This window comes from Streptomyces tanashiensis (assembly GCF_014648895.1).
GTDB lineage: Bacteria > Actinomycetota > Actinomycetes > Streptomycetales > Streptomycetaceae > Streptomyces > Streptomyces tanashiensis.
This window is the reverse complement of record NZ_BMRZ01000013.1, coordinates 71,636-98,007: the sequence shown is the minus strand read 5'-3', so window position 1 is coordinate 98,007 and position 26,372 is coordinate 71,636. Positions and strand designations below refer to the sequence as shown.

23 protein-coding genes and 1 tRNA gene are annotated in these 26,372 nt (G+C 71.9%); 8 read left to right on the top strand and 16 right to left on the bottom strand.

All coding sequences use genetic code 11. The annotated features are described in order from the left end of the window. The first annotated feature begins 16 nt into the window (after positions 1-16). Positions 17-205, top strand: a complete 189-nt coding sequence (locus IE237_RS29875) for a hypothetical protein (RefSeq protein WP_189805243.1) — start codon at positions 17-19, stop codon at positions 203-205. Then, positions 202-1,575, top strand: coding sequence for an MFS transporter (locus tag IE237_RS29870; RefSeq protein WP_189805242.1), 1,374 nt, complete (start codon positions 202-204; stop codon positions 1,573-1,575). Before IE237_RS29875 ends, IE237_RS29870 begins: the two co-directional genes overlap by 4 nt. Here IE237_RS29870 and IE237_RS29865 read toward each other — a convergent pair. Both IE237_RS29865 and IE237_RS29860 read right to left on the bottom strand, forming a co-directional pair. After that, positions 1,508-2,311, bottom strand: a complete 804-nt coding sequence (locus tag IE237_RS29865) for a S16 family serine protease (RefSeq protein WP_189805241.1) — start codon at positions 2,309-2,311, stop codon at positions 1,508-1,510. The genes IE237_RS29870 and IE237_RS29865 overlap by 68 nt on opposite strands. Positions 2,312-2,320: 9 nt before the next feature. Then, positions 2,321-3,463, bottom strand: a complete 1,143-nt coding sequence (locus tag IE237_RS29860) for an alpha/beta hydrolase family protein (protein ID WP_189805240.1) — start codon at positions 3,461-3,463, stop codon at positions 2,321-2,323. 81 nt (positions 3,464-3,544) lie between these two features. Between IE237_RS29860 and IE237_RS29855 the strand changes: the two genes are divergently transcribed. Then, positions 3,545-4,492, top strand: a complete 948-nt coding sequence (locus IE237_RS29855; protein WP_189805239.1) for an ArsR/SmtB family transcription factor — start codon at positions 3,545-3,547, stop codon at positions 4,490-4,492. A 297-nt stretch (positions 4,493-4,789) separates the two neighbouring features. On the opposite strand, the gene IE237_RS29850 is transcribed toward IE237_RS29855, so the two are convergent. The 5 genes from IE237_RS29850 to IE237_RS29830 form a co-directional block, all read right to left on the bottom strand. Next, entirely contained in the window at positions 4,790-5,431 is a 642-nt protein-coding gene (locus IE237_RS29850; protein ID WP_041129456.1) for an IclR family transcriptional regulator, read from the bottom strand. A 413-nt stretch (positions 5,432-5,844) separates the two neighbouring features. Next, a complete protein-coding gene (locus IE237_RS29845) occupies positions 5,845-7,638 on the bottom strand; it encodes a DEAD/DEAH box helicase (RefSeq protein WP_189805238.1) in 1,794 nt (597 codons plus the stop codon). A gap of 140 nt (positions 7,639-7,778) precedes the next feature. Further along, entirely contained in the window at positions 7,779-8,171 is a 393-nt protein-coding gene (locus tag IE237_RS29840; protein WP_189805237.1) for a type II toxin-antitoxin system death-on-curing family toxin, read from the bottom strand. Next, positions 8,168-8,368 carry a ribbon-helix-helix protein, CopG family gene (locus tag IE237_RS29835; protein WP_017237051.1) on the bottom strand — a complete coding sequence of 67 codons (201 nt, stop codon included), beginning with the start codon at positions 8,366-8,368 and terminating at the stop codon, positions 8,168-8,170. The genes IE237_RS29840 and IE237_RS29835 overlap by 4 nt, the downstream gene beginning before the upstream one ends. 23 nt (positions 8,369-8,391) lie before the next feature. Continuing rightward, entirely contained in the window at positions 8,392-9,879 is a 1,488-nt protein-coding gene (locus IE237_RS29830; RefSeq protein WP_189805236.1) for an MFS transporter, read from the bottom strand. 180 nt (positions 9,880-10,059) lie between these two features. On the opposite strand from IE237_RS29830, the gene IE237_RS29825 reads away from it, so the two are divergent. Together IE237_RS29825 and IE237_RS29820 are read left to right on the top strand one after the other, a co-directional pair. Further along, positions 10,060-10,134: transfer RNA gene (locus IE237_RS29825), tRNA-Cys, on the top strand. 57 nt (positions 10,135-10,191) lie between these two features. Continuing rightward, positions 10,192-10,578, top strand: a complete 387-nt coding sequence (locus tag IE237_RS29820; protein WP_189805235.1) for a phage holin family protein — start codon at positions 10,192-10,194, stop codon at positions 10,576-10,578. Positions 10,579-10,605: 27 nt separating this feature from the next. On the opposite strand, the gene IE237_RS29815 is transcribed toward IE237_RS29820, so the two are convergent. The 3 genes from IE237_RS29815 to IE237_RS29805 are packed head-to-tail and all read right to left on the bottom strand — an operon-like array spanning position 10,606 to position 14,051. Continuing rightward, positions 10,606-11,277: a hypothetical protein gene (locus IE237_RS29815; protein ID WP_229842975.1), complete on the bottom strand. Its 672-nt coding sequence runs from the start codon at positions 11,275-11,277 to the stop codon at positions 10,606-10,608. An 8-nt stretch (positions 11,278-11,285) separates the two neighbouring features. Beyond that, positions 11,286-13,607 (bottom strand): hypothetical protein, encoded by a 2,322-nt coding sequence (locus tag IE237_RS29810; protein ID WP_189805233.1) that lies wholly within the window; start codon positions 13,605-13,607, stop codon positions 11,286-11,288. 15 nt (positions 13,608-13,622) lie between these two features. Next, a complete protein-coding gene (locus IE237_RS29805; protein WP_189805232.1) occupies positions 13,623-14,051 on the bottom strand; it encodes a hypothetical protein in 429 nt (142 codons plus the stop codon). Positions 14,052-14,349: 298 nt separating this feature from the next. Here IE237_RS29805 and IE237_RS29800 point away from each other — a divergent pair, with 298 nt between their 5' ends. Genes IE237_RS29800 through IE237_RS29790 form a run of 3 tightly spaced genes read left to right on the top strand, consistent with a single transcriptional unit; the run spans position 14,350 to position 19,624 of the window. Next, on the top strand, positions 14,350-15,264 hold the full coding sequence (locus IE237_RS29800; RefSeq protein WP_189805231.1) for a protein kinase family protein: 915 nt from the start codon (positions 14,350-14,352) through the stop codon (positions 15,262-15,264). 9 nt (positions 15,265-15,273) lie between these two features. Next, positions 15,274-17,469, top strand: a complete 2,196-nt coding sequence (locus IE237_RS29795; protein WP_189805230.1) for a serine/threonine-protein kinase — start codon at positions 15,274-15,276, stop codon at positions 17,467-17,469. 58 nt (positions 17,470-17,527) lie between these two features. After that, positions 17,528-19,624, top strand: a complete 2,097-nt coding sequence (locus IE237_RS29790; protein WP_189805229.1) for a serine/threonine-protein kinase — start codon at positions 17,528-17,530, stop codon at positions 19,622-19,624. 8 nt (positions 19,625-19,632) lie between these two features. Here IE237_RS29790 and IE237_RS29785 read toward each other — a convergent pair whose 3' ends face one another. The 6 genes from IE237_RS29785 to IE237_RS29760 form a co-directional block, all read right to left on the bottom strand. Next, entirely contained in the window at positions 19,633-20,277 is a 645-nt protein-coding gene (locus IE237_RS29785; protein ID WP_229842974.1) for a hypothetical protein, read from the bottom strand. A 5-nt stretch (positions 20,278-20,282) separates the two neighbouring features. Beyond that, positions 20,283-22,601 (bottom strand): DUF6571 family protein, encoded by a 2,319-nt coding sequence (locus tag IE237_RS29780; protein ID WP_189805227.1) that lies wholly within the window; start codon positions 22,599-22,601, stop codon positions 20,283-20,285. Between the two features lie 36 nt (positions 22,602-22,637). Beyond that, the gene (locus tag IE237_RS29775; RefSeq protein WP_189805226.1) at positions 22,638-23,060 is read right to left on the bottom strand and encodes a hypothetical protein; all 423 of its coding nucleotides are present in this window, start codon (positions 23,058-23,060) and stop codon (positions 22,638-22,640) included. A gap of 49 nt (positions 23,061-23,109) precedes the next feature. Further along, positions 23,110-24,285 (bottom strand): type VII secretion-associated serine protease mycosin, encoded by a 1,176-nt coding sequence (mycP, locus tag IE237_RS29770; RefSeq protein ID WP_229842980.1) that lies wholly within the window; start codon positions 24,283-24,285, stop codon positions 23,110-23,112. Between the two features lie 77 nt (positions 24,286-24,362). Next, positions 24,363-25,826, bottom strand: coding sequence for a WXG100 family type VII secretion target (locus tag IE237_RS29765; RefSeq protein ID WP_229842973.1), 1,464 nt, complete (start codon positions 25,824-25,826; stop codon positions 24,363-24,365). A 92-nt stretch (positions 25,827-25,918) separates the two neighbouring features. Beyond that, positions 25,919-26,356, bottom strand: a complete 438-nt coding sequence (locus IE237_RS29760) for a DUF2563 family protein (RefSeq protein WP_189805223.1) — start codon at positions 26,354-26,356, stop codon at positions 25,919-25,921. Positions 26,357-26,372: the final 16 nt, after the last annotated feature.

Here is a 26,372-nt window from a genome sequence, read left to right as displayed (position 1 = left end):
GGAAGGAACCCGCATCATGCATGCCGACATCCACCTCCAGCTGCACGCACTGACCGCCGAGGAGCTCCGGCACGAGGCCGCCGCCGTCCGGCCGCCCGCCGCCGCCCCCGTCCCCGCCCTCCGCGCACGACTGGGCTGGCGGCTCGTCGAACTGGGCCTGCGCATGGTCGCCCCCGCCGACAGCCCGGCCGTTCTGGCCGCATGACCGTTCCGGGGGGAGACGAAGTGAGGACGCCACCGCACGACCGGGTCCCCCTGGGGACCGTCCTGACCGCCAACGCCATATCCGTCACCGGCAATTCGCTCACGCTCATCGGCGTCCCGTGGTTCGCGCTCGAGACCACGGGAAGCCCCGGCAAGGCCGGACTCGTCGCCTTCTGCGCGGCCGTCCCCGTCGTCCTCGCCGCGATCGCCGGCGGCCCGGTCATCGACCGCCTCGGGCGCCGCCGGGTCAGCATCGCCTCCGACCTGATCTGCGGGCTCGCCCTCGCCGCGATCCCGCTCCTGCACCAGACGGGCGCACTCCGCTTCTGGATGCTGTGCGCGCTGATGGCGGTCACGGGCCTGTTCCACGCGCCCGGCGAGATGGCCCGCCACGTGCTCGTCCCCGACCTGGCCGGACGCGCCGGGACCTCGCTCACCCGGGCCGCGAGCCTGTACGACGCGGTGGCGCGCGGGGCCCGGATGACGGGAGCCGCGATCGCCGGACTGCTCGTCGCCTTCATGGGCCCCGGCACGGTCCTGTACCTCGACGCGGCCACCTTCGCCGCCTCCGCGCTGCTCGTCACGGCCGGCCTGCGCGGGGTGCCGTCGGCGGAGCCGCTGCGCGACGGGCCCCGCCTCTCCCCCGCCCGCTACCGCGCCGATCTGCGCGAGGGGTACGCCTTCCTGTTCCGCGCCCGGCTGCTGCTCGCCATCACCGTGATGGTGATGGTCACCAACGGCCTGAACCAGAGCTGGAGTTCGGTGCTGCTGCCGGTCCACGCCCGGGAGGACCTCGGCGGTCCCGCCGCGCAGGGCCTGCTCGTCTCGGTCTTCGCCGGGTGCGCCCTGGCCGGTGCCCTGCTCTACGGGGCCGTCGGGGAGCGCTTCCCGCGCCGGGCCGTGTTCACGGTGGGCTTCCTGCTCTGCGGCGCCCCGCCGTACCTGGTGGCCGCCTTCACCGACACCGTCGCGCCGCTGCTCGTGACGGTCGCGGCGGCCGGCTTCGGCGCCGGGGTCCTGAACCCGATCCTGACCACGGTCATGTACGAGCAGGTGCCCGACGCGCTGCGCAGCCGGGTCATGGGCGCGAGTACGGCCGGCGTGCTGCTGACGACCCCGCTGGGCGGTCTGGCGGCCGGTCTCCTGGTCGAGCGGGCCGGACTGACGGCGACGCTGCTCGGGATCGGGACGCTCTACTTCCTCGCGACTCTCTCGCCGATGGTCTTCCCGGCCTGGCGGGGCATGGACACGGCGCCCGGCGGCACCTCTCGCCACGCGCCCGGCGAGGCACCCGGCGAGGACGTCAGCAGGACGGGACCTTCGACTCCTGCCCCTGTTCCAGGGCCCGCAGGGACGCCACCGCGTCGCTGAGCGCGGTGACGGGCACGAGGCGCAGACCCTTCGGCTGCTCGGCCAGGGCGTCCGCGCACTCGTCCTTCGGTACGAGGAAGACGGTGGCCCCGTCGCGGGCGGCGGCCTGCGTCTTGAGGGAGACCCCGCCGACCGCGCCGACCGTGCCGTCCGGCTGGATCGTGCCCGTACCGGCGACGGTCCGGCCGCCGGTGAGGTCGCCGCCGTTCCCGTCGCCGTCGAGCTTGTCGACGATGCCGAGGGAGAACAGCAGCCCGGCGCTGGGCCCGCCGACGTCGGCAAGGTTCAGGGTCACCTTCACCTTCTCGGGATCCTTCTTCAGGTACCCGAGCGCGGCGAGGGTGGCCGCGTCCTGCGACGCCTTCATCTGCCCGAGGTTGTGCTTCTCGATCTCGGCGTCGGACTTGCCCGAGGGATAGACGGAGTCGTGCGGCAGGACGGCCCGGTCGGTCCGGAACCAGGCGTCGGCCACGTCCCCGAGGTCCACGTCCGTGGACGGTCCGGTCGCGAGGATCGTCGTCATCCGCAGCTGCCCCTCGGTGGGCCGGACCGGGGCGCCGGTGATGGTGATGACCTCCTGCCCCTTGTCCTCGCCGAGCACGTCGGCGGTCGTGCCGGGCTGCGCGATCGCGTACGGCAGCGGCGCGAGCCCGACGACGGCGAAGAGCGCGGCGACGGGCAGGGCGCAGAGCGCGAGGGCGCGAGGGCGGGAGAGGCGGGAGAGGCTGGAGAGCACGCCCCCAGGCTACTGGGACACGCGCCGGGGCGAGTCCGGGGCACCCGTGCCGGCGGGCGCGGCCGGCAGCCGCCGGTCGAAGAAGGACCGCACCCCGCGCCGTACGACGGCCGTCGCCGCCGCCGGGTCCCCGGGCCCGACGAGCGCCGCCCTGGCCCCGGCGGTGACCAGTCCGGCGGCCTGGAGCTGCGGGACGAGGTACGCGTAGTCGCTGAAGATCCAGTGGTTGGCGCGGGGCAGCAGGACACGGCGGGCACGGACCCCCGCCCACGAGCGTTCGATGCGGGAGGACTCCTCGAAACCGTCCGTGCGGAACATCAGCAGGGGCCGGTCGAGGCCCGCCACCAGGTCCGGGTCGAGATCGAGATGACCCTCCAGGTTGACGCCGGCGGCGATCCGCCCGTCGCCGGCCAGCGCGTGGACGGCTGCGGTGCCGCCCGCCGAGTGCCCGTACACCCCGATCCGGCGCAGGTCCATGACGGGCGCGAGGGGCAGGCCGCCGAGCCGGTCGAGGACGAAGCGGAGGTCCGCGACCCGGGTGTCGATCATGGTGCGGAACGTCGCCGGGTCCGGGGGCCCGGTGAGGACGGTCCACCGCAACCCACCGGGCAGCTCGACCTGGCTCGCGTCGCCGGGGTGATCGACGAGGACCACGATCCGGCCGTGGCTCGCGAGGTCCTCGGCGAGGGTCGTCCCGAGGGTGCGGGAATCGCCGCCGCCCGGCGTGTACAGCAGCACCGGGCGGCGCCCCGGAAGCGGGGGCGCGTCCACGTGGCCGTGCGTGAGGACCGCGCCCCAGTCGACACCGGCGGCCGGCAGGCCGGGACGCACCAGGGGCGCCAGGCCGGCGAACTCCCTGGCCTCGGCGGGGGTGAGCTGCGGGGCGCGCCGGAAGCCGCGGACGGTACGGGCCGGGTACAGGACGCTGATCATCACCTGCCGGACACCGGGCTCCCAGGGATCGACGCGGGAGGTGTCCGTGAGGGCGAAGGTACGGAGGCCGACGGGGTGGGGGCCGGTGGGCGCGGGCAGCCGGAGGGCGGCCGGTCCTTCCGCCGCCCGCGCGGCGGAGGTGCCGAACAGGACGGCGGCGGCGCCGAGCAGGGCGCCCTTGGCGACGGTACGGCGGCTGGGTACGGGATGGGTGCTCATGCACGGCATCCTTGGCCGGGGCGGGGAGGCGGGCGAAGGTTCAGCCCCTGCCCGAAAGGATTGCGTTCGGAGGGGGCACGGTTGCTGCGCATCCACTTCACGGCGGAGGACTTCACACGGGTGCGGTTCGCGCCCCGGCCGTCCCCCGTGCCCGAGCTGCACGCGGCCCTCATGATGCTGGGCGCCCCGCACGAGGAGCTGCTCTTCGGACGCTGGCGGGGCAGGCTGCTGCGCGCCCTGCCGGGCGCGGCCGAGCCGCTCGCCGACCTGGTGCCGGGCGGGGCGGCCCCGTCCTTCCTCGACGTCCTCGGCGAGACGCGGCAGGAGGGCCTCGCGCTGATCCGGGCGGCCCGGCCGGAGTGCGTACGGTCCGAGCTGGAGCGGGTGTACGCGGCGGGGCGGGCGCCCGCACCGCCGTGGATCCGGGCCCTGCACGCCGGGAGCCCGGAGGCCTGGCGGGTGCTGGAGCGGGCCCAGCGGGCGGCGTACGAGACGGTGCTCGCCCCGGTGTGGCCGCTGGTCCAGGACCTGCACCGGGCCGAGTTCACCCGGCACGCGCTGACGGTCGCCGAGCGGGGGCTCGGCGCGGCCCTGACGGCCCTCGCGCCGGAGCTCCGCGACGGCACCTGGGAGTGGCCCGGGGCCCCGCGCGACGTGCACCTCTCCGGGCGGGGCCTGGTCCTCCTCCCGACCTTCCACTGGCGGGGCGGCCCGCTGGTCCAGGACCTCCCGGACCGGCCGGTGGTCCTGGCGTACCCGGCGGGCGGGGGGCTGCCGCCGGGGCCGCCGGCCGCGCCCGGCGAGGACGCCCTCGCGGGGGTCCTGGGCCGGACCCGGGCGGAGCTCCTCCGGTCCCTGACGACCCCCCGCACGACGACGGAACTGGCCCGTCTCCTCGGCGTCAGCAACGCGACGGCCTCGGCGCACGCGCAGGCGCTGCGGGCGGCGGGGCTGCTGACGACGACCCGCACGGGCCGCTCGGTCCACCACGCGGTGACGCCCCTGGCCCAGCTGCTCCCCGGGGAGTGACGTTGCGGGCAGGCGTTCCGCAAGGGGCGTTGCCCCACGCCCGTTGTGGGCAGGCGTTCCGCGGGGGCGGAACGGGTGGGCACAACGGGACGGCGCCCTTGCCGGCGCCAGAGGCTGCTGAGCCTGGACCCGCACCCCTGGTGACGGCGCACGTGTGGTGCGGGCCGGGGGACGGAACGCGGTCGCACCGCCCGCCAGGGCGCGGGCACACACGAGGCGCGGGGCGCCGCCCCGCCAAGGCGCGGGCCGCGGGGGCCCAAGGGTCGGGTTCCGCCGCGCGCCTCAGCGCACCGCGCCCTAGCGCAGCGCGTCGGCGACCTCTCGCGCCGCGTCCACCACCCGCGGCCCCACCCGCTCCGGCACCGCGTCCGCGAGCATGACGACGCCGACGCTGCCCTCGACGCCGGTGACGCCGACCAGCGGTGCGGCCGCGCCGCTGGCGCCGGCCTCCAGTTCGCCGTGGGTGAGGGTGAAGCCGGGTTCGGTCAGTCCGCCCTGGCGGGCGGCGAGGATCGCCCGGCCGGCAGCGCCCCGGTCGAGCGGGTGCCGGAAGCCGGCCCGGTAGGCGACGTGGTAGTCGGTCCAGGTCGGTTCGACGACCGCGACCGCGAGCGCCTCCGCCCCGTCGACGAGGGTCAGGTGGGCGGTCGCCCCTATGTCCTCGGCGAGCGAGCGGAGCGCGGGCAGCGCGGCCTCCCGTACGAGCGGGTGGACCTGCCGGCCGAGCCGGAGCACACCGAGGCCGACGCGGGCGCGTCCGCCGAGGTCGCGGCGGACGAGGGCGTGCTGCTCGAGCGTGGCGAGGAGCCGGTAGACCACCGTCCGGTTGACACCGAGTTTGTTGGACAACTCGGTGACCGTCAGACCGTGATCGGTGTCGGCGAGCAGTTTGAGGACTCTGAGTCCCCGGTCGAGCGTCTGGGAGGTCTCCGCGGTCACGACGCCCTCTCCTTCGGAGTGAGTGGCGGCGGCTCTCACGGAGTTGCGGCGCCGGTCCCGCGGCGACGCACGTCAGAGGCCGCCGGCAGGAAGGGGTACACCGGCTGCGCTCCGCGGCGGCGCTGCCACGGGGCGAATGCTTGTGAGCCGGGACAGTAGCGGCGCGCTCCGCTCAGCGGAAGACCTCGTCCAGAATCCGGGCGCCACCGACCGTATAGAGACGGTTCGGGACCTTCGTCGGTCTGACGAGGGACTTTGGCGGACAAGATCGGCTATGTCGTGCCCGTAGCGTGGGGACGGCCGGAGGCCGACCGTGGGGGCCGGTCTCCGTGCCCGGTCCCGTCCCCACGGGATGCCCGAGGCCCGTACGCACGCCGGCGTACGGGCCTCGATCACGTCATGTGCGGGGGGGCTCACCGCATGCGGGTGGCCCACTCCTGGACCTTCTTGATCCGCTCGCGGATCTGTCCCGCCGTCGCCTCGGCGCTCGGCGGCCCACCGCAGACCCGGCGCAGCTCGGTGTGGATGACGCCGTGCGGCTTGCCGCTCTGGTGAACGTACGCACCGACCATCGTGTTGAGCTGTTTCCTCAGCTCGAGGAGCTCCTTGTGGGAAACGACGGGGCGGCGCTCCGCGGGAAGCTCCAGCAGGTCGGCCTCGGTGTCCGGCTTCTTGCGGCTGTGCGCGATCTGCCGGGCCTGGCGCTTCTGGAGGAGCAGCTGGACCTGGTCGGGTTCGAGGAGGCCCGGGATGCCGAGGTAGTCCTGCTCCTCGGCGCTGCCGGGGTGGGCCTGCATGCCGAACTCGGCGCTGTTGTACAGCACGCGGTCGAAGACGGCGTCGGACTCCAGCGCCTCGAAGGGCAGCATGTCCTGCTCGCCGGTGTCCTCGTCCTGCTGGCGCTCGGCCTCGGCCATCTCCTTCTCGGACTCGGCGTACGGGTCCTCGTCCTCGCCCGCCTTCTTGGGCCGGTCGAGGACGTGGTCGCGCTCGACCTCCATCTCGTTGGCGAAACCGAGGAGGCTGGGGATCGTGGGAAGGAACACGGACGCGGTCTCGCCGCGCCTGCGGGATCGCACGAAACGGCCGACGGCCTGGGCGAAGAAGAGGGGGGTCGAGATCGTCGTCGCGTACACGCCGACCGAGAGGCGGGGGACGTCGACGCCCTCGGACACCATGCGGACGGCGACCATCCAGCGGTCGGTGTTCTCGCTGAACTCGTCGATGCGGTTCGAGGCGCCGGTGTCGTCGGAGAGGACGACGGTGGCCTTGGTGCCGGTGATCTCGCGGATCAGCTTGGCGTACGAGCGGGCCGAGTCCTGGTCGGAGGCGATGACGAGGCCGCCGGCGTCGGGGATGGACTTCCGGACCTCGGTGAGCCGCTGGTCGGCGGCGCGCAGGACGTTCGGCATCCAGTCGCCCTTGGCGTCGAGGGCGGTGCGCCAGGCCTGCGAGATCGCGTCCTTGGTCATCGGCTCGCCGAGGCGGGCGGCGATCTCGTCGCCGGCCTTGGTGCGCCAGCGCATGTTGCCGCTGTAGGAGAGGAAGATGACCGGCCGGACGACGCCGTCGCCGAGGGCGTTGCCGTAGCCGTAGGTGTAGTCGGCCGACGACCGGCGGATGCCGTCGTTGCCCTCCTCGTACGTGACGAAGGGGATCGGGTTGGTGTCCGACCGGAAGGGCGTGCCGGTGAGGGCGAGGCGCCGGGTGGCGGGCTCGAAGGCCTCCAGGCAGGCCTCGCCCCAGGACTTGGAGTCTCCTGCGTGGTGGATCTCGTCGAGGATGACGAGGGTCTTGCGCTGTTCGGATCGGTTGCGGTGGAGCATGGGCCGTACGCCGACGCCGGCGTACGTGATGGCGACGCCGTCGTACTCCTTGCTGAGCGGGCCCGCGCTGTAGTCGGGGTCCAGCTTGATCCCTATCCGTGCCGCCGCGGCCGCCCACTGCTTCTTGAGGTGCTCGGTGGGGGCGACCACGGTGATCTGCTGCACGACGTGGTGGTGCAGCAGCCATGAGGCGAGGGTCAGGGCGAAGGTGGTCTTGCCGGCGCCGGGCGTGGCGACCGCGAGGAAGTCACGGGGCTGCTCCTGGATGTACTTCTCCATCGCGCCCTGCTGCCAGGCGCGCAGCTTGCCGGCGGTACCCCACGGGGCCCGTCCTGGGAAGGCGGGAGAAAGGTGATGGGAGGAGGTGGCGGTAGTAGTCACGATCTCCGGGTTCGACGCTCGTCACGAAATGACAGTCCAGATATGACAACCGGGCCACCTTACCGGCGGCCCGGTCGGAACCTCGTATGAAACGGGGTGGGTGCGCCCCGGTTGCGATTCAGCTCACGTCGCGGGGGAACTCACCCCGCGTCGGGGGCGATCAGCTCACGCAGCCCGTCCGCGATCACCTCGACCGCGTCGGTCTCGCCGGTCGCCACCGCGATGACCAGGCGTTCCGCGGCGTCGATGTCCGGGCGCAGCTGCACGCCGTTCATGGCGAGGAAGGTGACACAGGACAGCCAGGCCGTGCGCTTCTTGCCGTCGACGAAGGGATGGTTGACCGCGAGGGACTGCAGGAGCGCGGCGGCCTTCCCCAGGAGGTCGGGATACGCCTCCTTCCCGAACATCGCGGCCGAGGGGCGGTGCACCGCCGAGCCGAGGAGTCCGGCGTCCCGGACGACGATCTTCTGGTCGTCGACCGCGTGCTCGGCGATGCTCAGGACGTCTTCGCCGGTGAGGTAGACGCAGGTCACTTGAGCCGCTCCATCAGCTCGTGCCACTTGGTCGCCTGCTCCATGGCCGTCTTGCGCACGATGGCCTCCTGGGCGGTGCGCGCGAGGTAGTCGTCGACGGCCCGCAGCAGTATGGCGTGCATGCTGGTGCCCTCCTGCTCGGCGCGCTGCTTCAGGGCCTCGGTCTGGTCGTCGCGGAGACGCAGGTTCATAGCCATACCAGAACGGTACCACCTTGGGGTCAATCTGGTACCGAAAGGTCGGCCCGCACCAGCGTCGCGTGCAGCCGCGTCGCGACCCAGGCCCCGACCGCCGCCACCCCCGCCATCGGCAGGAAGACGGCCGCGAAGGCGGTGGGGTGGGAGCCGGTGGCCGCGCCGGCGTCCATCGCGTGGCCCACCGCGCCGCCGCCGAGCGCCGCGAAGGCCGCGCCGCCGACCGCGAGGAGCAGGACGTTGGAGAGGCCGTCGGAGATCTGGAGGGCGGCCGAGTTGGCGCCCACCTCCTCCGGGGCGGAGAGCTTCATCAGGAGCACGCTCGTCGAGGAGATGACGGCGCCCATGCCGAGGCAGCCGAAGGCCCAGGCCACCGCGACGACCCAGACGGGCACCGAGGTGATCAGCACGCTGGGCGCGGCGGCGATGGCGAGGGCGACGAGGAGCATGCCGAGGACGGTGAGCCGCTCCCGGTACGGCTCCGTCCACGGCCGGGCCTGGATCCAGGAGCCGAGCGCCCAGGTGAGGCCGCCGACGGCGAGGGAGAGACCGGCCAGGGTGGGGCTGAGGCCGCGCTGGGAGACCAGCATCAGGGGGACGAAGGACTCGGCGGCGATGAAGGACCCGGCGGCGATGCCGCGGAGCAGGATGACGGAGGGCAGCCCGCGGGCGGCGCGGTAGGTGCCGCGCGGCAGCAGGCCGCGGACGGCGGGCACGAGGAGGGCGAGGCCGGCGGCGGCGGGCAGGAGGGAGAGCCACCGCAGTTCCTGCCCCGCGTACTGGAGGAGGGCGGCGCCGGCCGAGATGCCGAGGGCCAGCAGGATCCGGCGCCGGTCCCAGGGGGCGAGGGGCGCGGACGGGTCGGCGGGGCCGGAGGCGGTGCGGCGGATCGCGGGGAGGGCGAGGGCCAGCGGGAAGACGACGAGGGCGGGGATGCCGACGAAGACCCAGCGCCAGCCGAGGTGCTCGGTGACGGTTCCGGCGGCGAGGGGTCCGACGACGGAGGGGACGACCCAGGCGGCGGCGAAGGCGGCCATGATCGCGGGCCTGAGGTGTTCGGAGTAGGCGCGGCTGACGATCACGTACAGGGCGACGATGACGAGGCCGCCACCGAGGCCCTGCACGGCCCGGCCGAGGATGAACTGCCACATGCCCCCGGCGGTCCCGGAGAGCAGCAGTCCGGCGGCGAAGGCGCTGATGCCGGCGGTGAGCGGCGCGAGGGGGCCGCTGCGGTCGGACCACTGGCCGGCCAGGACCATGCCGAAGAGGCTGGTGGTGAAGTACGCGGAGAAGGCGAAGGCGTACAGGGGGATGCCGTCCAGCTCGCGGGCGGCGACGGGCATGGCGGTGCCGACGGCGGTCGCCTCGAAGGCGATGAGCAGGACGACGGAGACGATGCCGATGCTGAGCGCCCGGTGGGCCGGGTCGAGGACGGACCCCTTGGTGTCGACGGGTGCGGCAGGGGGTCCGGGTATGGGGGCGACGTCGGCGTCGCGGGGTTCGAGGGCGCTCATTCCCCCAGAGTAAGAGGTGATCCCGGGGTTGGCTCCTGTCAGGAGTCGTGGTCGGCCTCCGCCCTCGGACGTACGACCACGAACGGAATGTTGCGGCGGTGTGGCAGTCGCATGGCGTGCCCCCGGAAACCCTTGAGCCCCTCCGGGCTCCCGCCCTACGGTCGTACTCGTGCACAACACGACCGTGTGCCCGAGAGGTTGAGGGGCTCGCCTGCAAAGCGAGTTACGTGGGTTCGATTCCCGCCACGGTCTCCAGATGATCTTCCTTACCGGATCTTCACAACACGCCGTACGGTGTGCCAGAGTCCGTCCATGGACGATCAAGGCAGACGCAGGCTGGGTGTCCTCCTCGGTGTGGGCCTCGCCTGCGGCCTGCTGCCCGGCATCACCCTGGGCGGCACGGAGACGATCGACATCGTCCTCTCCGTCCTGATGGCGGGCGTCGTCATGACGGTCCTCACCCAGGTGATCTTCATAGGCCCGTCGGGCCGCGTCCCGCTCCCCGCCCTCCTGGTCTTCGGCCTCGCCGGCTTCGTCCAGGACGCCCTGATCTGGTGGCTGCTCTCCTGGCTGGGCCCGAAGATCGCCTACCTGCACGTCGACGGCCTCGCGACGATCCTCCTCGCGGCCCTGATCACCCGCGCGACGCTCCTGCTCCTGTCCCAGCTGTCACCGGCCACGGAGACGGCCGAGGACTGAGCGTCCCCCGCCGCCCCCCCCGCGTCCTCAGGGCACCAGCTTCTCCGGCACCGTGATCGTCTCGGCGCACCCGAGCAGCCCCCGGGTGCTCTCCGCGAGCGCCTTCAGCAGCTGATCCGTGGACACGGACCGGGTCGTGCGGTCCGTGTCGACCACGGAGACCTGGAGCGGCAGCTCCTCGCCCTGTCCGGCCCGGGTGCCGGGGACCGTGCACGGCATGATCAGGGAGCGGCCGTCGAACTCCTCGCGGCGGTCGAGATAGACCCCCTTCGCCACCTCACGGAATTCACGCGCGTGCTTTCCCTCGGTCACGAAGGCCACGTCGTACCTCGACCAGCCGACCGTGGCGTTGACCCAGGCTTCCTTCCCGTCGGCCCGGCCCTCGATCTGGCAGGGACGGAAGGTCGTCCGCGCGAGCTCGTCCGTGTCGGGGTTCCAGCCCTGCGCCTCCACGAGCATCCGCTGCTTCATCTCGGTGAGTGAGCGGTCGTGCGGCTGGAAGTCCTCCCCGAGGTCGGCCCGGAGCGCCTCGACGTTCCGCTCCCCGAACACCCTCCCGCAGTTCTTCAGGGCGGCCGGGGGCACGGCCCCCGTACGCTCCTTCCCCCCGCCGTCCCCGTCGTCCGAGCACCCGCTCAGGACCAGGGCCGCCGCCAGGGCGCCGGCGGCGATCCCCGACAGCCTCCGCGTCTTGCTCACTGTCCGCCTCACTTGTTCGCGGTTAGGTCGTCGACGCTCTTCGCGCCCGTGTTGTACGAGTACTCGATCTCGCGGATCAGTTCCTGCCGCTCGGCCTGGGTCAGCCCCTGCATCTCGGCGACGTTGAGGGCGGGAACGACCACGGCACGACGGCCTTGCTGGCGGGCGTCCACGACGGCGGAGTCCGCGTCGTCGTCGTTCTTGTACTCGTTGTCCTTGAGGTACTGCAGGGTGTCCGAGGCGTAGTCCGTGCTGACCGCGGACCCGACGGTCTCCATGATGATCGGGACCGCGGTCGCCGCCACGAGTCCCGCGGCGGGCCCGAGCACCACGGCGGAGCCGACACCGACCACCGCGGCGACACCGCCGCTGACGGCGGACTTCCGCCACTCGGCCTGCTTCTCCATCTCCAGGTTCTTGGCCTCCTCCTGGTCCTTGAACTCCAGGGAGATGGCGTCGATCCGCGACTCGTCGAGGATGCCGTGCAGCTTGGTCGAGTTGTGGAGGAAGGTGAGCTGGGAGTCCTTGTCCCCCTCCAGCACCTTGAGACCGCCGGCCTCGAAGACCTGCTGCGCGGCGGAGAGCGACTTGTACCCCTGCTCGTCGCCCGCGACGGCGTTCATGAACCGGAGGCTGGCGCCCTCGCCGAAGTCCGTGCGCGAGCTTCCGTCGCTGCTCGCGCCGAACAGCTTGTCCCGGCCGAGGGCGTCACCGGAATCGCCGAAGTTGTACGTGGAGTAGTTCAGGTCGTCGATGTAGGCGGCGCCCATCCGCCCCAGGCTGTCCATCAGCGGCTTGTGCTGCCCGCGGAGCTCGGTGTTCGTCCCGTACGAGTCGATCACCTGCTTCATGATCTCGGCGGACTTCTCGTCGCGGTGCAGCTGCGGGTTGGGGTCGTCCCAGCCGTGACCCGTGGTCGCCGCCTCCAGGGCGTGGCCGAGGGCGTCCGGCATGTACTCCGCGGTCTTCTTCCAGTCGTCCGGGTTGTGGCCCTCGACGTCGGGGAAGAACTCGTAGTCCTTGTTCTGGAAGTAGTCCAGGTAGCCCTTCTGGGCCCCGTCCTTCTTCGGGTCCAGGTCCACCGTCCCGCCGACGCTGCCGTCCTTGTTGTAGGACGTGGGCTCCTTGGAGAAGTACTCCTTCGCCGCCTCCGGGCTGTGCCCGAGCGCCTCCAGCATCGAGTTCATCGGGTCGAAGCCGGAGCCGTTGACGCCGGACGGGTTGTACTGGTTCTTCAGCCAGCCGCCGCCGAGCGGCTTGCTGTCGGCGAACATGTACGGGTCCTTCGCGTGCAGCTGGGTGACGTGCTCCGCGATCGGGACCAGGAACTTGGGGTCGTAGTTGCCGTAGCGCATGATGCCGCCGAGCAACTGGTAGCCGTACGCCGGGTTGTTGTCGTACTTGACCAGCGGGATGCGCTCCGTGCCGAGCTTGCGCATGTCCGTGGACCACTTGTCGGTCCACGCGTCGCCGCCCTGCGTCGCCGTCGCCAGGTTGAGGCCCAGGTTCTTCTGCAGGTCCTGGACGTCGGCGAGGCGCTGCTTGTCGACCTTCGAGTAGTCGTACGTGTCGGTCGACAGCTGCCCGAAGAACTCCAGGGCCCCCTTCGGGCCCATGCCGTCGTAGAAGGCCCGGGAGAACTCCTTGGAGCCGCTGTTGTCCTTGAGCAGCTCGTTGAGGCGCATCAGCTCCTCGTGCGAGATGTCCCGGCCCTTCTTGGCGAGGTCGACGGCCCGCTGCGCCTCCTCGGCGTCGAGGCTCGTGTACTTCGGGCCGCTGAAGTTGTTCCGGTCGCCGGTGTTGTTGGCCCGGAGCGCGTTGGAGCAGGCCACGTCGGCCTCGGTGCAGACCTCCAGGATCGCCTTGATGCGCTCCTCCATCGCCCGGATGTCGGCGCGCTCCTTGCGGACCAGGTCCTGGAAGTCGGGGTCGTGGCGGGCGCCGGGGTCCTTGATCTCGGAGAGCGGCTCCCGGGCGGCGACGGTGCCGTCGGCCTTGACGTAGAAGCCCTTGGCGGGGGCCTCCGTCTCGGCGATCGCCTTGAGGTCGTCCTGGGCCTTCTTGAAGGCCTGGTGGCCGTCGGCGAGGATCTTGTGGATGCCGTCGGCGGCCTTCGCGGCGTCGCCGAACTCCTTCGCCGTCTTGTCCACGAACGGCTTCGTGACCTCGGCGTTCACCCCGCGCCAGTAGTCGTCCCTGGCCTTCGCGGCCATGGTGGACTGGGCGTCCTGGGTGAGCGTGTCGAGCTTGCCCTTCAGGGCGGACCATTCGTCGGCGGCCGTCTTCATCCGGTCGAGCGCGGCCTGCATGACGTTCTGATAGGTCAGCACAGCGGATCCCCCGGCCTACTTGAAGTACTGGTCGATCTGGGAGGCCGCGAGGGCCGCCTTGATGTCTTCCTCTTCCTTCGCGTGCGACGCCGCGCTGTAGTCGAGGTGGTTGGAGATGTTCGCGCAGGCGTCGAGGAGCGTCTTCAGCTGGGAGTCCCACGTCTCCTGCACGGCCGCCATGGCCGAACCGGTGAGGAAGTCGTGCCCCTTCAGCTGGGTGGCCGCCTCGGTCGTGCTCGTACGGGCGTGGTTGCCGTCCTTGGCGAGCCGGCCGTGCAGCGCGTACGCGGCGCTGCCGATGGCGCCGAGCTTGTCCTGGTCGACGCCGAGGTCGGCGTTGCCCCCGCCGCCGCCCCCGGGCTCGGGCGCGACCTGGTTGAGCCTCATGCTCACGTTGGCCGTCGACGCGGACCGTACGGACGCCCACTCCTCTTCGAACGACATGCTCTCCCCCGTGGCGACTGTCCTGCGGTGATCGTTCCGGCTTCGCCTCAGCAAGTTCCGCGCCGGGCGAGGCATCGCGATCGTAGCCCGCCGGTCATCTCCGAGCACCCGTTCGGGCAGTCTGCACAGAGAATCTCCCCTCATTTCCAAGGTTCTCGGCGGCCAGGCGCTCCGCTTCACCTTCGCAACTCGGACAGCCCGGGCGTTCCGGCCCGGGAACGGCCCCCCGCTCCCGCCTCGATAGGCTCTCCCGGCGCCCCGTCACCACGGGGCGCGGGAACGACGGGGGGACGTACACGTGGAACAGGCACGCACGCGGGAGGAGTCCGCGCGCCGGATCGGCCCGTACCGCCTGATCACCCGCCTCGATCCGCCGACGGCAACCGTCTCCTGCCGCCGCTTCGTCGCGTGCACGCGGGACGGCGAGCGCACGGTCCTGCTCAACACCCCGCTGCCCGGCACCGACCCGGCCCGCTTCGCCACGGAGGCCGACGCGGCCCGCCGGCTCCTCGGCCCGTGGATCGCCCCGGTGACGGACCTGGCCGCGCCCGGCGAGTCCCCCTGGTACGCGACCCCCTACGTCCCCGCCCTCCCCCTCCCGGTCGCCCTCGCCGTCCACGGCGGGCCGCTGCCCGAGGGGTCCGTACGGGCCGTGGGCGTCGCCCTCGCCGAGGCGCTCGCCGCCGCGCACGCGCAGGGCCTCACGCACGCCGGGGTCTCCCCCGCCGCCGTCCTGCTCACCGCCGACGGCCCCCGGCTGAGCTGCTTCGGCGCCGTACGGGCGGCCGGCCCCGACGGAGAGGCGCGCACCGGCCTGCCCGGCCTCGAACCGGGCGCGCTCGCCCCCGAGCAGGCGTCCGGCGGCCGCCCGCGACCGCCGGGCGACGTCTTCGCGCTCGGCGCGGTCCTCGCGTACGCCGCCACCGGCCACACCGTGCCCGAACGCGACGAACTCCCCTCCGCCCTGCGGCCGGTGATCTCCTCCTGCCTGGCCCGCGACCCGGCGGACCGCCCCACCGCCGCCGACCTGATGGCCGCCCTCGCGCCACCCACCCCGCACCGGACCGTCCTGAACTCGGCCGGCGCCCTGCTGACCCCGGGCTGGCTCCCGGGCCGGGTGGTGGCGGCACTGGCGCGCCAGTCGTCCGAACTCCTGGCGGCCGAACTCCCCACGGACACCGACACCGCCACCGCCCCCTCTTCACGGACCTGACCTGACCTGATGCTGTCGCCCCTGACCCACGACGACCCGGCCACCGTCGCCACGTACCGCCTCATCGCCCGTCTCGGCTCCGGCGGCATGGGCACGGTCTACCTGGCGCGCACGCCCGGCGGCCGGACGGTCGCCCTGAAGACCGTGCACGCCCGTCTCGCCACCGACCCCGCCTTCCGCAGCCGCTTCCGCCTGGAGACGGACGCGGCGCGGATCATCGGCGCGCGGCACGGAGCGGCCGTCGTCGACGCCGACCCGCTCGCCGAGACGCCGTGGCTGGCCACCGAGTACGTCCTCGGCCCGCCGCTCGACGACGCCGTCGCGCTCGGCGGCCCGCTCCCCGAACCGACCGTCCGCGCCCTCGGCGCCGCACTGGCCGGGGCCCTCGCCCAACTGCACTCCTCGGACGTGGTCCACCGCGACCTGAAGCCCTCGAACGTCCTCGTCACCGCGTACGGCCCGAAGATCATCGACTTCGGCATCGCCCGCGCGGCCGGCGACGACCACCTCACCCGCACGGGGGCGGCGGCCGGCACGCCCGCCTTCATGTCGCCCGAGCAGGCGAGCGGCGAGGAACACACCCCGGCGGGCGATGTGTTCGCCCTCGCCGGCGTCCTCGTCTTCGCCGCCACCGGCCACGGCCCCTTCGGCACGGGCTCCCCCGCCGACCTCCTCTACCGCGTGCGCTACGCCGAGCCCGACCTCACCGGCGTACCGGAGTCGCTGCTGCCGCTCCTGACCGCCTGCTTCGCGAAGGACCCGGCGGCCCGCCCCACCACGCACACCCTGACGAACCATCTCCACGACGGCCACGGCGAGTTCGCCGACCACCTGCCGCCCCTGCTCCTGGCCGACATCGCCCGCCGGGCGACCGACGTCTGGCTCCACACCCCGCACCGCCTCCCGGCCCCGGCGGAATCCGCGACGACGGCGACGGTCCCGAGCACCCCGCTCTCCCGCCGCCGCGCCCTCACATTGGGCGGCGGCTCCCTGCTGGGCCTCGCGGGGGCGGGAGCGGGCGTATGGGCATGGCTGGGCACCCGCACCTCCGACACCGGCTCCCCCGGCGCCCCGACCGCCACGGGCCCCACCGCGATCCCGGCGACGACGGCCACGGACGGGGCGCCGAAGGCACTGTGGCAGGGATCGTCCCTGGACCGCGAGGAACGGACCACCCAGCTCCTCGCGGGCGACGTGGTCGGCTTCGCGGAGACGGTGTCGTTCCGGGTGCTGGATCCGAAGGACGGGAGTGTGCTCTGGTCGGATTCCATGGTCATGGAACCGCACCAGGTCACGACCGACGGCACGTCCTTCTACCTCTCGGACGGCCCCCTCGAGAAGGCGGGCGCCCTGAAGATCCGTACGATCGCCCCCCGCACCGGCAAGGAAGCGGCCAAGACGATCGAGCTGAAGGGCTTCGACGGCTCGAGCTCGGGCACGGAGCTCCTCACCGCCGCCGGCGGGACGCTCTTCGCCGCCTCGCGGCGGGGCGATCACAGCATCGACTCGGACGTGAACCAGACGGGCTGGCATCTGCTCGCCGTCAACCTGCGCACGGGCAAGGAGGCGTGGCGTCAGGCGTACGAATGGGACGGCGTACGCCCCTGGCTCGCCCAGGTGTCCGGCGGCCGGCTGATCCTGGGCAAGAACAGCGGCGACCTGGACTCCTTCCTCGTCCAGGCGCTCGACGTGCAGACCGGCCGCCGGCTCTGGCAGCGCCGCCTTCCGCTGAAGGAATCCGCCCAGTTCATCCCCGGCCAGCTCGCCATCGACGAGCGGCACGCGTACTTCGGCGGGGACCGCCTCCGGGCGCTGCGTCTCACCGACGGCGGGATCGCCTGGGAGTACGGCTCCGGTTCCGCCGACACCTCCTACGGTGTGCCGGCCGTCTCGGGCGGCATCGTCTACGCGCAGGAGAACAGGGACACCCCCGGGCTCGTGGCCGTCACGGCCGACCTCGGTGTCAGGCGGTGGACGGAGTCGCCCTCCGGCCGCACTCTGACTCCCGACTTCTTCGCCTCTCCCGTGGTCGGCGAGAGGTACGTGTACACGCCCGTACGGGGCGGGCTGAGCGCGGTCGACCTGGACAGCAACCGCTCGGCGTGGGTGTTCCCCACGGACGCCGGCCGCTTCGTCGTCGACAAGGAACGGACGCGCATCATCGGCGCCGGCAAGACGTCCGTCGTGGCGATCCCCTACGCCTGAGCCCGCCTCCTCCCCACCCCTCTCCCCGTTCACTCCCACCAACCGGAAAGCAGCCTTCGTGACCACGCAGCCCCTCGCCACCGGCGACCCGCTCCGGCTCGGCCCGTACCGGCTCCTCGGCGTCCTCGGCGAGGGCGGCATGGGCAAGGTGTACGTGGGCCGGGACGACTCCGGAGCGCCGGCCGCCGTCAAGGTCCTGCGCCCCGAACTCGCCCACGACCAGCACCTCGCGCAGCGTTTCGTCCGCGAGGCCGACATGGCGCGGGCCGTCACCAGCAAGGGCGTGGCGCGGGTCCTCGGCGCGCAGACCGAGGGCGGGCGGCCCTGGATCGCCGCCGAGTTCCTCGCCGGACCGACGCTCGACCAGGCCGTCCGCGCGTACGGCCCGATGGACGTGCCGACGGTCCGCGCCCTCGCCGCCCAGCTCGCGCGCACCCTGCACGACATCCACGCCGCGGGCCTGGTCCACCGCGACCTCAAGCCCGCGAACATCGTGCTCACCTCCACCGGCCCGCGGATCATCGACTTCGGCATCGCGCGCCCCGAGCACGGCCTGACCCTCACCACCACCGGCCAGATCCCCGTCACCCCGGGCTACGGAGCCCCCGAGCAGGTCCTCGGGCAGCGCGTCGGACCGGCCTCGGACGTCTTCTCGCTCGGCGCGGTCCTCGCGTACGCGGCGAGCGGCCGGCGCGCCTTCGACGGCGGGCACGTGGCGGCGGTCCAGTACGAGGTCGTGCACGGCACCCCGGACCTCAGCCTGGTGCCGCCGGAGCTCCAGACGCTGATCGGCCCCTGCCTGGCGAAGGATCCGGCGTTCCGCCCGGCACCGCCGCAGGTCGCCGAGGCCTTCGCCCCGCCGAAGGGCGCCGACCGCGCGTGGCGCAAGGGCCCGCTGGCCGAGGACATCAAGCGGCGGGAAGCGGCCACGAAGCGTCTGGCGGCCCCGGCGGACACCGTCGTCGCCTCCACCGCGCCGTCCCGGCGCCGCTTCCTCACCGGCGCCGCCGTGGGCGTGGCGGTCCTGGGCGCCGGAGGCGGGGCGGGCGCCTGGTGGCTGAGCCGCGGTGAGGCGAAGTCGCCGACCGCCGATGTGCCGCCGGCCGTGCCGACCCCGGAGGCCGCGTTCGTCTCGGCCATCGATCTGAAGCCTGGCGAGGGCCCGAAGGCCCTGTGGGGTCCGCTCGACGTCATGGCGGCCGAGGGCGAACTACCCCTGCCCGTACGGGACGTGGTGATCGTGCAGGCGAAGACGGGCGGCCTGCTCGCCCTGTCCGTGACGAACGGCAAGGAACGCTGGCGGGCCAAGGACATCGAAGCGGACGCCGGTTTCGTCTCCGTCGCCGACCGACTGGTCGTCGGGGTCGACAAGAAGGGCGTCCTGAACGCGTTCGTCGCCTCCACCGGCGCCCCCGTCTGGCAGACCCAGTCCGACGTCGACGACGTCCTCGCCGCGGACGACACCCACGTCTACCTGGTGACGAAGGACAACGAACTGCGCGCCGTCGACGCCTGGACCCTGGCCACGACCTGGACGCGCCCGATGACGTCCCCCCGGTCCCAGAACGGCCCCGCGAAGGCCGCCGTGGGGAGGAAGCGGCTCGTGATCCACGGCAGGGACGGCCACTGCGCCGCCCTGTACACGGAGACGGGCGAGACGGACTGGGAGATCAAGGACCAGGGCACCGACGGCCAGACACCGGCACTCGGCGACAACAACGCCGCGTACTTCGGCGGCCGCAAGCTCACGGCCCGCCGCCTCGACCGCGGCGACTTCCTGTGGGAGGAGGAGACCGGCCTCGGGGGCAACTGGGGCACACCCACCGCCGCCGCCGACCTCGTCTTCGCGGTCAACAGCTACAACGCCTACCGGTACAGCACCATGGTGGACGTCCACTTCCCCGTCTCCGACTGGTACGAGGTCCTGGACGGAATCGGCCCCGGCACCGTCAACCCGCCGGCGGTGGAGGGCGCGACGGTCTGGCTCCACTCCCCGGACAGCAGCCACGTGAAGGTCGTCCACAAAGACACCCACGCGCACCTCTTCACCATCGAGATGAAGCGCCAGGGCACCTACCAGCTGGCGAGCGCCGGCAACCGCGTCTTCGTCGCCAGGGCCGGCCGGATCGGTGCGCTGCCGGTGCTCGGGGTGTAGGCCGACGCTCAGGAACGAGCGGCAGGCACGCCGGTCGCCAGCTTGTCCCCCTGGCAGCCCAGCTCGGCCGAGATCTGTCGGGCCGCCGCGTTGGCGAGGGTGATCAGGTGGGTGCGCCGGTCCAGGTCGGTGTCGGGTGTGCCGGCGGGACCCCAGATCGTCGTCTCCACCACGATCGGGTGGGCGGGCGCCTTGAGGCGGCAGGAGAAGTAGACGTGGCCGAGGCCCTCCGAGGAGAAGGCCTCGATTCCCGAGGTGTACGAGGTCACCGACTTGGCGAGCTCCGGACCGAGGTACGGACCCTTCCCCACGGCGTTCACCTCGATCTTGAGGTCCTTCGTCCCGCCCTCCGCCGGGCGCAGCCCGCAGTACGTCACGGGCTGCGGCCGGTACGAGTCCGCCCACGGCGCGGCGGCGGCGTCGCGCAGGCCCGAGAGGGCCTTGTCCGGCTTCGAGAAGGAGTCCTGGAAACGCTCGCCGCCCAGCACGGCCTTGAGCGCCGCCGTGGCGGCCGCGTCCCCGGCGAAGCCGCCGCAGGCCTCGGCCGCCGTGAGGCCCTTCGGTTCCTCCGTGGGCTCCCCGCCGCCGGAGCAGCTCGTGAGGAGGGCGGCCACGGCGACGGCCGCACCCGTTCGTGCCAGTGCAGACCGCATGTGCGTCACTTCTTCTCGTACGGGTCGGGGAGCGAGTTGTCGCGGGCGTGCAGGCGCGCGTCCCTGACGTAGTCGACCAGGGTCTCGTCGAGGTAGTTCCGGTCCTTCTCACTCCAGCCGGGGGCGTTGGCGTAGGCGATGCCGGGACGGAGCGAGTTCTCCTTGCCCATGGCCAGCGCCTCGTCCGACAGGTCGTCCGACTTCTTCTTCAGCAGTTCGTCCTTCTCGTACTTCTCGGCCATGTCGTCGGCCTCCATGCCGATGACCGTCGTCACCGCGCCGCCCACCGTCTCGGCGGCCAGCGGTACGAGTACGCCACCGGCGCCGCCGGTCAGGACCGCGATGCCGCCCGCCGCCGCGGCGCCGACACCGAACTTGACCCATTCGGTCGTCCGGCCGACCGCCTTCTTGTGCTCCTCGGAGTCCTTCTCGTAGTCCTTGTCGATCTGCGCCATGCGGGACTCGTCCATGATGCCCTGCGCCTCCGAGCCGATGCGGAGCGTGGTCCGCGCGTCGGTGAGGTCCCGCTCGTCGAAGGTGGAGCCGGGCTTGGGACCCACCTGGTCGAGAACGCTCGTCGTGTACAGCGACTCGGCCGCCGAGAGGGTCGAGTGGCCGTTCTCGCTCTGCGCCACGATGCCCATGAAGTTGACGGCGTCGCCGCGGTTCCAGAGCAGCCCGGTGTCGAACTCGGAGCCGAAGCGGGACTTGCCGTCGGCGCCGTTGAAGCCGAACGGCGAGTTCTTCTTCTCCTCCATCGTCGTGTCGCTGTCCGTCTCCAGGGAGCGGTTCAGCTCGTCGATGTAGGCGGCGCCCATCTTGCCGAGGCTGTCGTCGATGCCCGGCTGCTCGTGCATGTACTTCGGGTTGTCGCCGTACCGCTCGACGACCTTCTGCATGACCTCGGCGTTCTCCTTGGTCCGTACGTCCTTGAGGCCCTCGGCCTCGGCGTCGTACGGGTGGCCGGTGGTCGCGGACTCCAGGGCGTGACCGAGCGCGTTGTAGCCGGGCTCCTTGGTCCTGTCGCCCTTGTCGTTGAGCTCCTCGGGCCAGTCCCGGTCCTTGGTGAAGTAGTCGAACGGGTCGAGCTTCTTGTCGTCCTTGGTGTTCTCGGGCGTGAGGTCGATGCTGCTGTTGAAGAAGTCCGTCGACGCCTTCGGGTTGTGCCCGAGCCCCTCCATGAAGCCGATCATGGGGTCGTTGCCCAGGTCGCCGCCCATCCAGTTCAGGTGGCTCGGCCCGCCGGTGATCTGGTGCCAGGCACGGTTGGCGGGCAGCGCCCCGTCGTGGGTCATCTTCCGCTCGGTGACGACGAGCCCGTTGCCGTAGTCCTTCAGGAACTTGTCGTCGTAGTCGCCGACCCGCATCAGGTTGCTCATGACCTGGAAGCCGTACGGGCTGGTGCCGCGCGTCTGGATCGGCTCGCTGCCGGCCTTGATGACGTCGGCCTTCCACTGCTCCATCTCGGGGCTCGTGGAATGGGTCGCGGTGGCGAGCGTCAGACTCCAGTTCGTCTGGAGTTCCTTCAGCTTGTCGCGGTGGTCGACACCGAGCCGGGAGCCGTCGCTCGGGTCGCCCATGTCGGCCCAGTACTCCATGCTGCCCTTGGGCCCGACCTCCAGGGCGAACTTCTCGGCGAAGTACGGGTCCTTCTGGTTGGCCTTGAAGAGCGCGTTGAGCTTGTCGATCTCCTCGGGGGTGGCTTCGTCGCCCTTCTTGTACAGCTCGTAGGCGGCGTGCGCGTCCTCGGCGTCCTGTGCCTTCGAGGCGGCCTTGAGGGAGTCGTAGCTCGTGCCGGAGAAGTTCATCTTGTCGCTGCCGACGAGTCCGCGCAGGGCGCGGGAGGCGACGTCGTCGGCGTTGTTGGCCCGGTCGACGGCGGCCTTGATCGCCGAGCGCATCGCCTCGAAGTCGGCCTGCTCGGGCTTGGGCCCGTCGTAGTCCTTGGCGCGGCGGTCGGGGTGGATCAGATAGCTGACGACACCGTCCTGGTCGATGCGGATGCCCTTGCCCGGAGCCTCCGCGACGAGCTTCTCCAGCTCGGTCTTGGCGGCGGTGAACTCGCTCTCCGCGTCCCGCAGGATGTTCCGGATGCTGCTCGCCTCGGTCAGGGCGTCACCGAACTCCTTGGCCGTCTTCCGGACGAACGCCTGCGTCACGCCGGCGTTCTCGCCCTTCCAGTCGGCCTTGTCGGCCTTGCCCTGAAGGCCGGTCTCCGCCTTCTCCTTGGTCTTCTCCAGCTTGGACACCGTCTCCGACCAGACGGTGACGGCCTCCTTGAGGCCGCTGAGATGGGCGTGGAGGACCTGGTCGAACTTCAGCATCTGTTTCCCTCGTCAGCCGCCGTTGCCGGCTCAGGCTCAGTTGAAGTGCTTGTCGATCTCGGACATGGAGAAGTTCGTGACCAGCACTTCTTCATGGTTGGCGTGGCTGATGACCGTGTCCTCGAGGTGGTTGTGGATGTGCGCGCAGGCGCTGAGGAGCGCCTCGGCCTGGCCGCGCCAGGTGTCCCACATCGTCCACATCGCGGAGCCGGTCTGGAACCCGTCGCCGTCCAGGCTCTTGGCCGCCGCGTCGCTCTGGGCGCCCGCGTGGAAGGCGTCGCGCTCGAACCAGTGGAAGAGCTCCTGGGCCTCGTTGCCGATGGCCTTGAGGTCGGCGGAGGTCACCTTGTAGTCACTGGCCCCGCCGCCACCGCCGCCGCCGGGGTCCATGGGCACGCTGTTGAGCCTCATCGCCGCGGTCTCGCTGCGGACCTGGCTCCACTCCTCGTCGAACGACATCTACTTCCCCATGAGTGAGTTACGGACGGTCGACGGCAGGGGCTCGGACTCAGCCCCGCCGCGAACGAAGTACGGGAACGGCGATCGCGGCACCGACCAGCACGGCGGCACCGATCCCGAGCCCGATCCAGAGACCGGTGTTGCCGGCGTCTTCCTGGGAGGCCTGGGGGGTGGGGGCCGGGGTGGCGGAGGACTCCACCGGTCCCGGGTCCGCCGAGCCGGACGCGGAGGCGGACGCGGACGGTGTGACGGTCTCGGCGAGGTCGTCGATGGGACGGACGTCGGCCGGGCCCGGGTCCCCCGGGGTCTTCAGCGCACGGAGCGGCCGGATGGCGCCGTAGCCGATGTAGTCACTGCGCGTCTCGCCCTGGGCGGGCTTGGCAATGGTGTTGAGCATGACCTTCAGGACCTGGTTGTTGGTCCAGTCGGGATGCTTCGCCCAGATGAGCGCGGCGGCGGCGGAGGCAAGAGCGGTCGCGTTACTGGTACCGGAGGAGGTGCAGACGCGACCACCGGCGCAGGCAGCGAGCGTGTCCTTGCCGGGGGCGACGAGGTCGACCTGCGGACCGTGCTGGGACATCGGGATACGGGTCGTCTTCTTGTCGATCGCGCCGACACCGACGACGCCGGGGGTCGCCCCCGGGTATTCCGTCTGGTTCCTCTTGTCGCCCGTGTTGCCGACGGCGGCGAACACCAGGGCACCCTTGTCCAAGGCGTACTTCACAGCTTCCGTGAGCTGTGGAGACCCCTCCGGGGAGCCCTGCGAGATGTTGAGAACCTTGGCACCGGAGTCCACTGCGAAGCGGATCGCCTCAGGCATGACAGCGTTGAACTCCCGGTTCGCCGCCGCCTGGCTCTTCTTGCCGCCTTCCGCGCCCGGCACCCTCACAGGGAGGATCTTTGCCCCGGGAGCAAGCCCGAACGCACCGTCGCCTCCGTTGGCCTGGCCCGTGCCCGCGATGAGACCGGCCATGTCCGTGCCGTGTCCGGTGTAGTCGGTGAACTCGTCACCGGCTTCGTCGGGTGCGAAATCCTTGCCCTTGAGCACCTGGCCCGCAAGGTCCGGCTGCTGCTTCTCGACTCCGCTGTCGATGACGGCGACGGTGACGCCCTTGCCCGTGCTGAGCTGCCAGATCTCCTCGGCACCGAAGGCGTCCAGGTGCCACTGCCGGCCCCGGATGCCTTCCGCGTGGGCAGGAACGGAAGCGATGCCCACCAGCAGCATCCCCAAGGCGGCCGAAGCGGTGACTCGGGCACGGCTCCGACGAATACTGCTGGTACGCATCTGCTTCCTCGCGCTGATCAGTCGATGACGGGCGGTGCCACGCGGCGGTTGCCCTGCTGCCAGGTCTCCTCGTCCTCGACCAGGTAGTCGGGACGCTCTCCGTTCTGCTCCTCGCGGTCACCCGGCTTCGCGGCGTTCCCGCGCACGAGGCCGGAGCCACCGGCCGTGAAGGGCTTCCCGCCGCCGGCGCCACCGGCACCACCGGCGCGCTGCGCCTTGCCGCCGACGACACCACCGGACTCGCCGGCGAGGCGCCGGCCGCCGCTGATGCCGCTCTGACCGGACCCACCGCCCATGGGGCCGCCCATGCCGTGCGCGCCGCCCATGCCGCGGCCCATGCCCGTCCGGTTCTGCCCGGTGGGCTCGTTGCCGATGACGGTGCTGCGCGGGATGCCGGTCTGCGGTCGTCCGGTGGTGCTGGGAACCCGCTGGCCGCCGCTGATGCCCTCGCGGGGCATGCCGGGGCCGTTGCGGAGGCCGCCGGTCACCGGGCCGCGGGGGTTGCTGGTGCCGCCGGTGATGGGCGAGGTGGGGCCCAGGGGCCCCGGACCGCCCTTCGTGGGCAGCGGAGGCATGCCGGTGGTCACGAACGGAGGCGTGCCGCCGTCCGGCTTGGTGAGCGGCGGCGGGCCGCCCGGGGTGTGCGTCGTCGGCCCGGTGGTGTCCGGCTTCGGCAGGGTCTGCACGCTGTCGATGCCCAGGTCCACGGGGACGTCGGGCCGGACCTCGGGCTTGATGACGTGCGTCGGCCCGGTCGGGTCGCCCGTGGGCGGGACCGTGGTGCCGTCGGGCGTGGTCCGGGTGTCCGGCGGGGTGTGCGTGGTCCGCGTCCCCGTACTCGTATCCGTGTTGGCGGAGGACCGCTCGCCCTGCGACGTATAGGTGCTGGAACGGGACCCGGTACCCCGGTCGCCCGCGTCCGCCGGCACGAACTCGCCCGGCGGCGGCGGGAACGTCGGCGGTACGAAGTTCCCCATCTGGAAGCTCGACCACTGGTACGAGGACGAGAGCTTCTCCATCTCATCCGCCGCCGCCTGCTTGTTCGCCTCTTCCTTGGCCTCGATGGCCTTGAGCTCCTCGCTCGCGGCCATCGCCTTCTGGGCGTTGCGGGCGACGGTCGCCGAGTCGGGATCGTTGCGGTACTTCTGCGCGGCTTCCAGGTTCGCCTTGGCCGACTCGTGGGACGTGTACTTGGGAATGGCGCTCTGCGCGCTGGCGATGGACTGCGCGGCGCGGTGCATCCACTCGGAGGCGTGGCCGCTGTAGTCGCCGAGCGAGTGGGTCGAGCTCACCACGCTCTCGGCCCACTCGGTGAACGCCTTCTCCGCCTCGCCCTTCCAATCCACCCGGCCCGTACGGTTCTTGAGCTGGGTGGCGATGCGATGCATCTCCTCGGCGGCCGCCTGCAGACGGTCGCCCGCGATCCTGACGCTGGGTTCGCTGGCCTCGTTCAGCCACTCCAGCATCTGCTGGTGAGTCATGGCGCGGAAATTGGTTCCGCCGCCTCCGCCGCCCTCTGCAGGCCTCATCCTTCGCCTCTTCCCCGTGTCCCCGACATTCCGTCCGCACCCGCCTACTGGAGGGAGCCGTCGCCCTCGGCCGACTGGCTTCCTTCGCTCGCAGACGCGCCTCGGCCCGCTTCCTTGTCCGCCTTCTGCTTGGCGTCCCAGGTCCGGTCGTGAATGTTGATCATCTTCCGCTTGACGTCGTCGTCCATCTGCTCGAAGCCGTCCTTGGACGCGACGACCGCGATGCCGAGGCCCTCGAGGCAGTCCTGCAGCAGACCCGAGAGTTCCGTCAGCTGCTTGAGGACGGTGTTGTACGAGTCGTAGACGCTGGTGGCCTCGCCCCAGGCCGCCCCGCCGCCGCCGAACTTCGTGCGCGTCACCGGGTCGGACTTCATCTTGCCCTTGTCGGCCTCCGAGGAGGTGAGCATCTCGATCAGTCCGTCGATGCTCGTCTTGAACTCCGACATGGACTCGGAGTTGTAGCGGACGGCGTCCGCACTCATGCCGTGCATCCCGGAA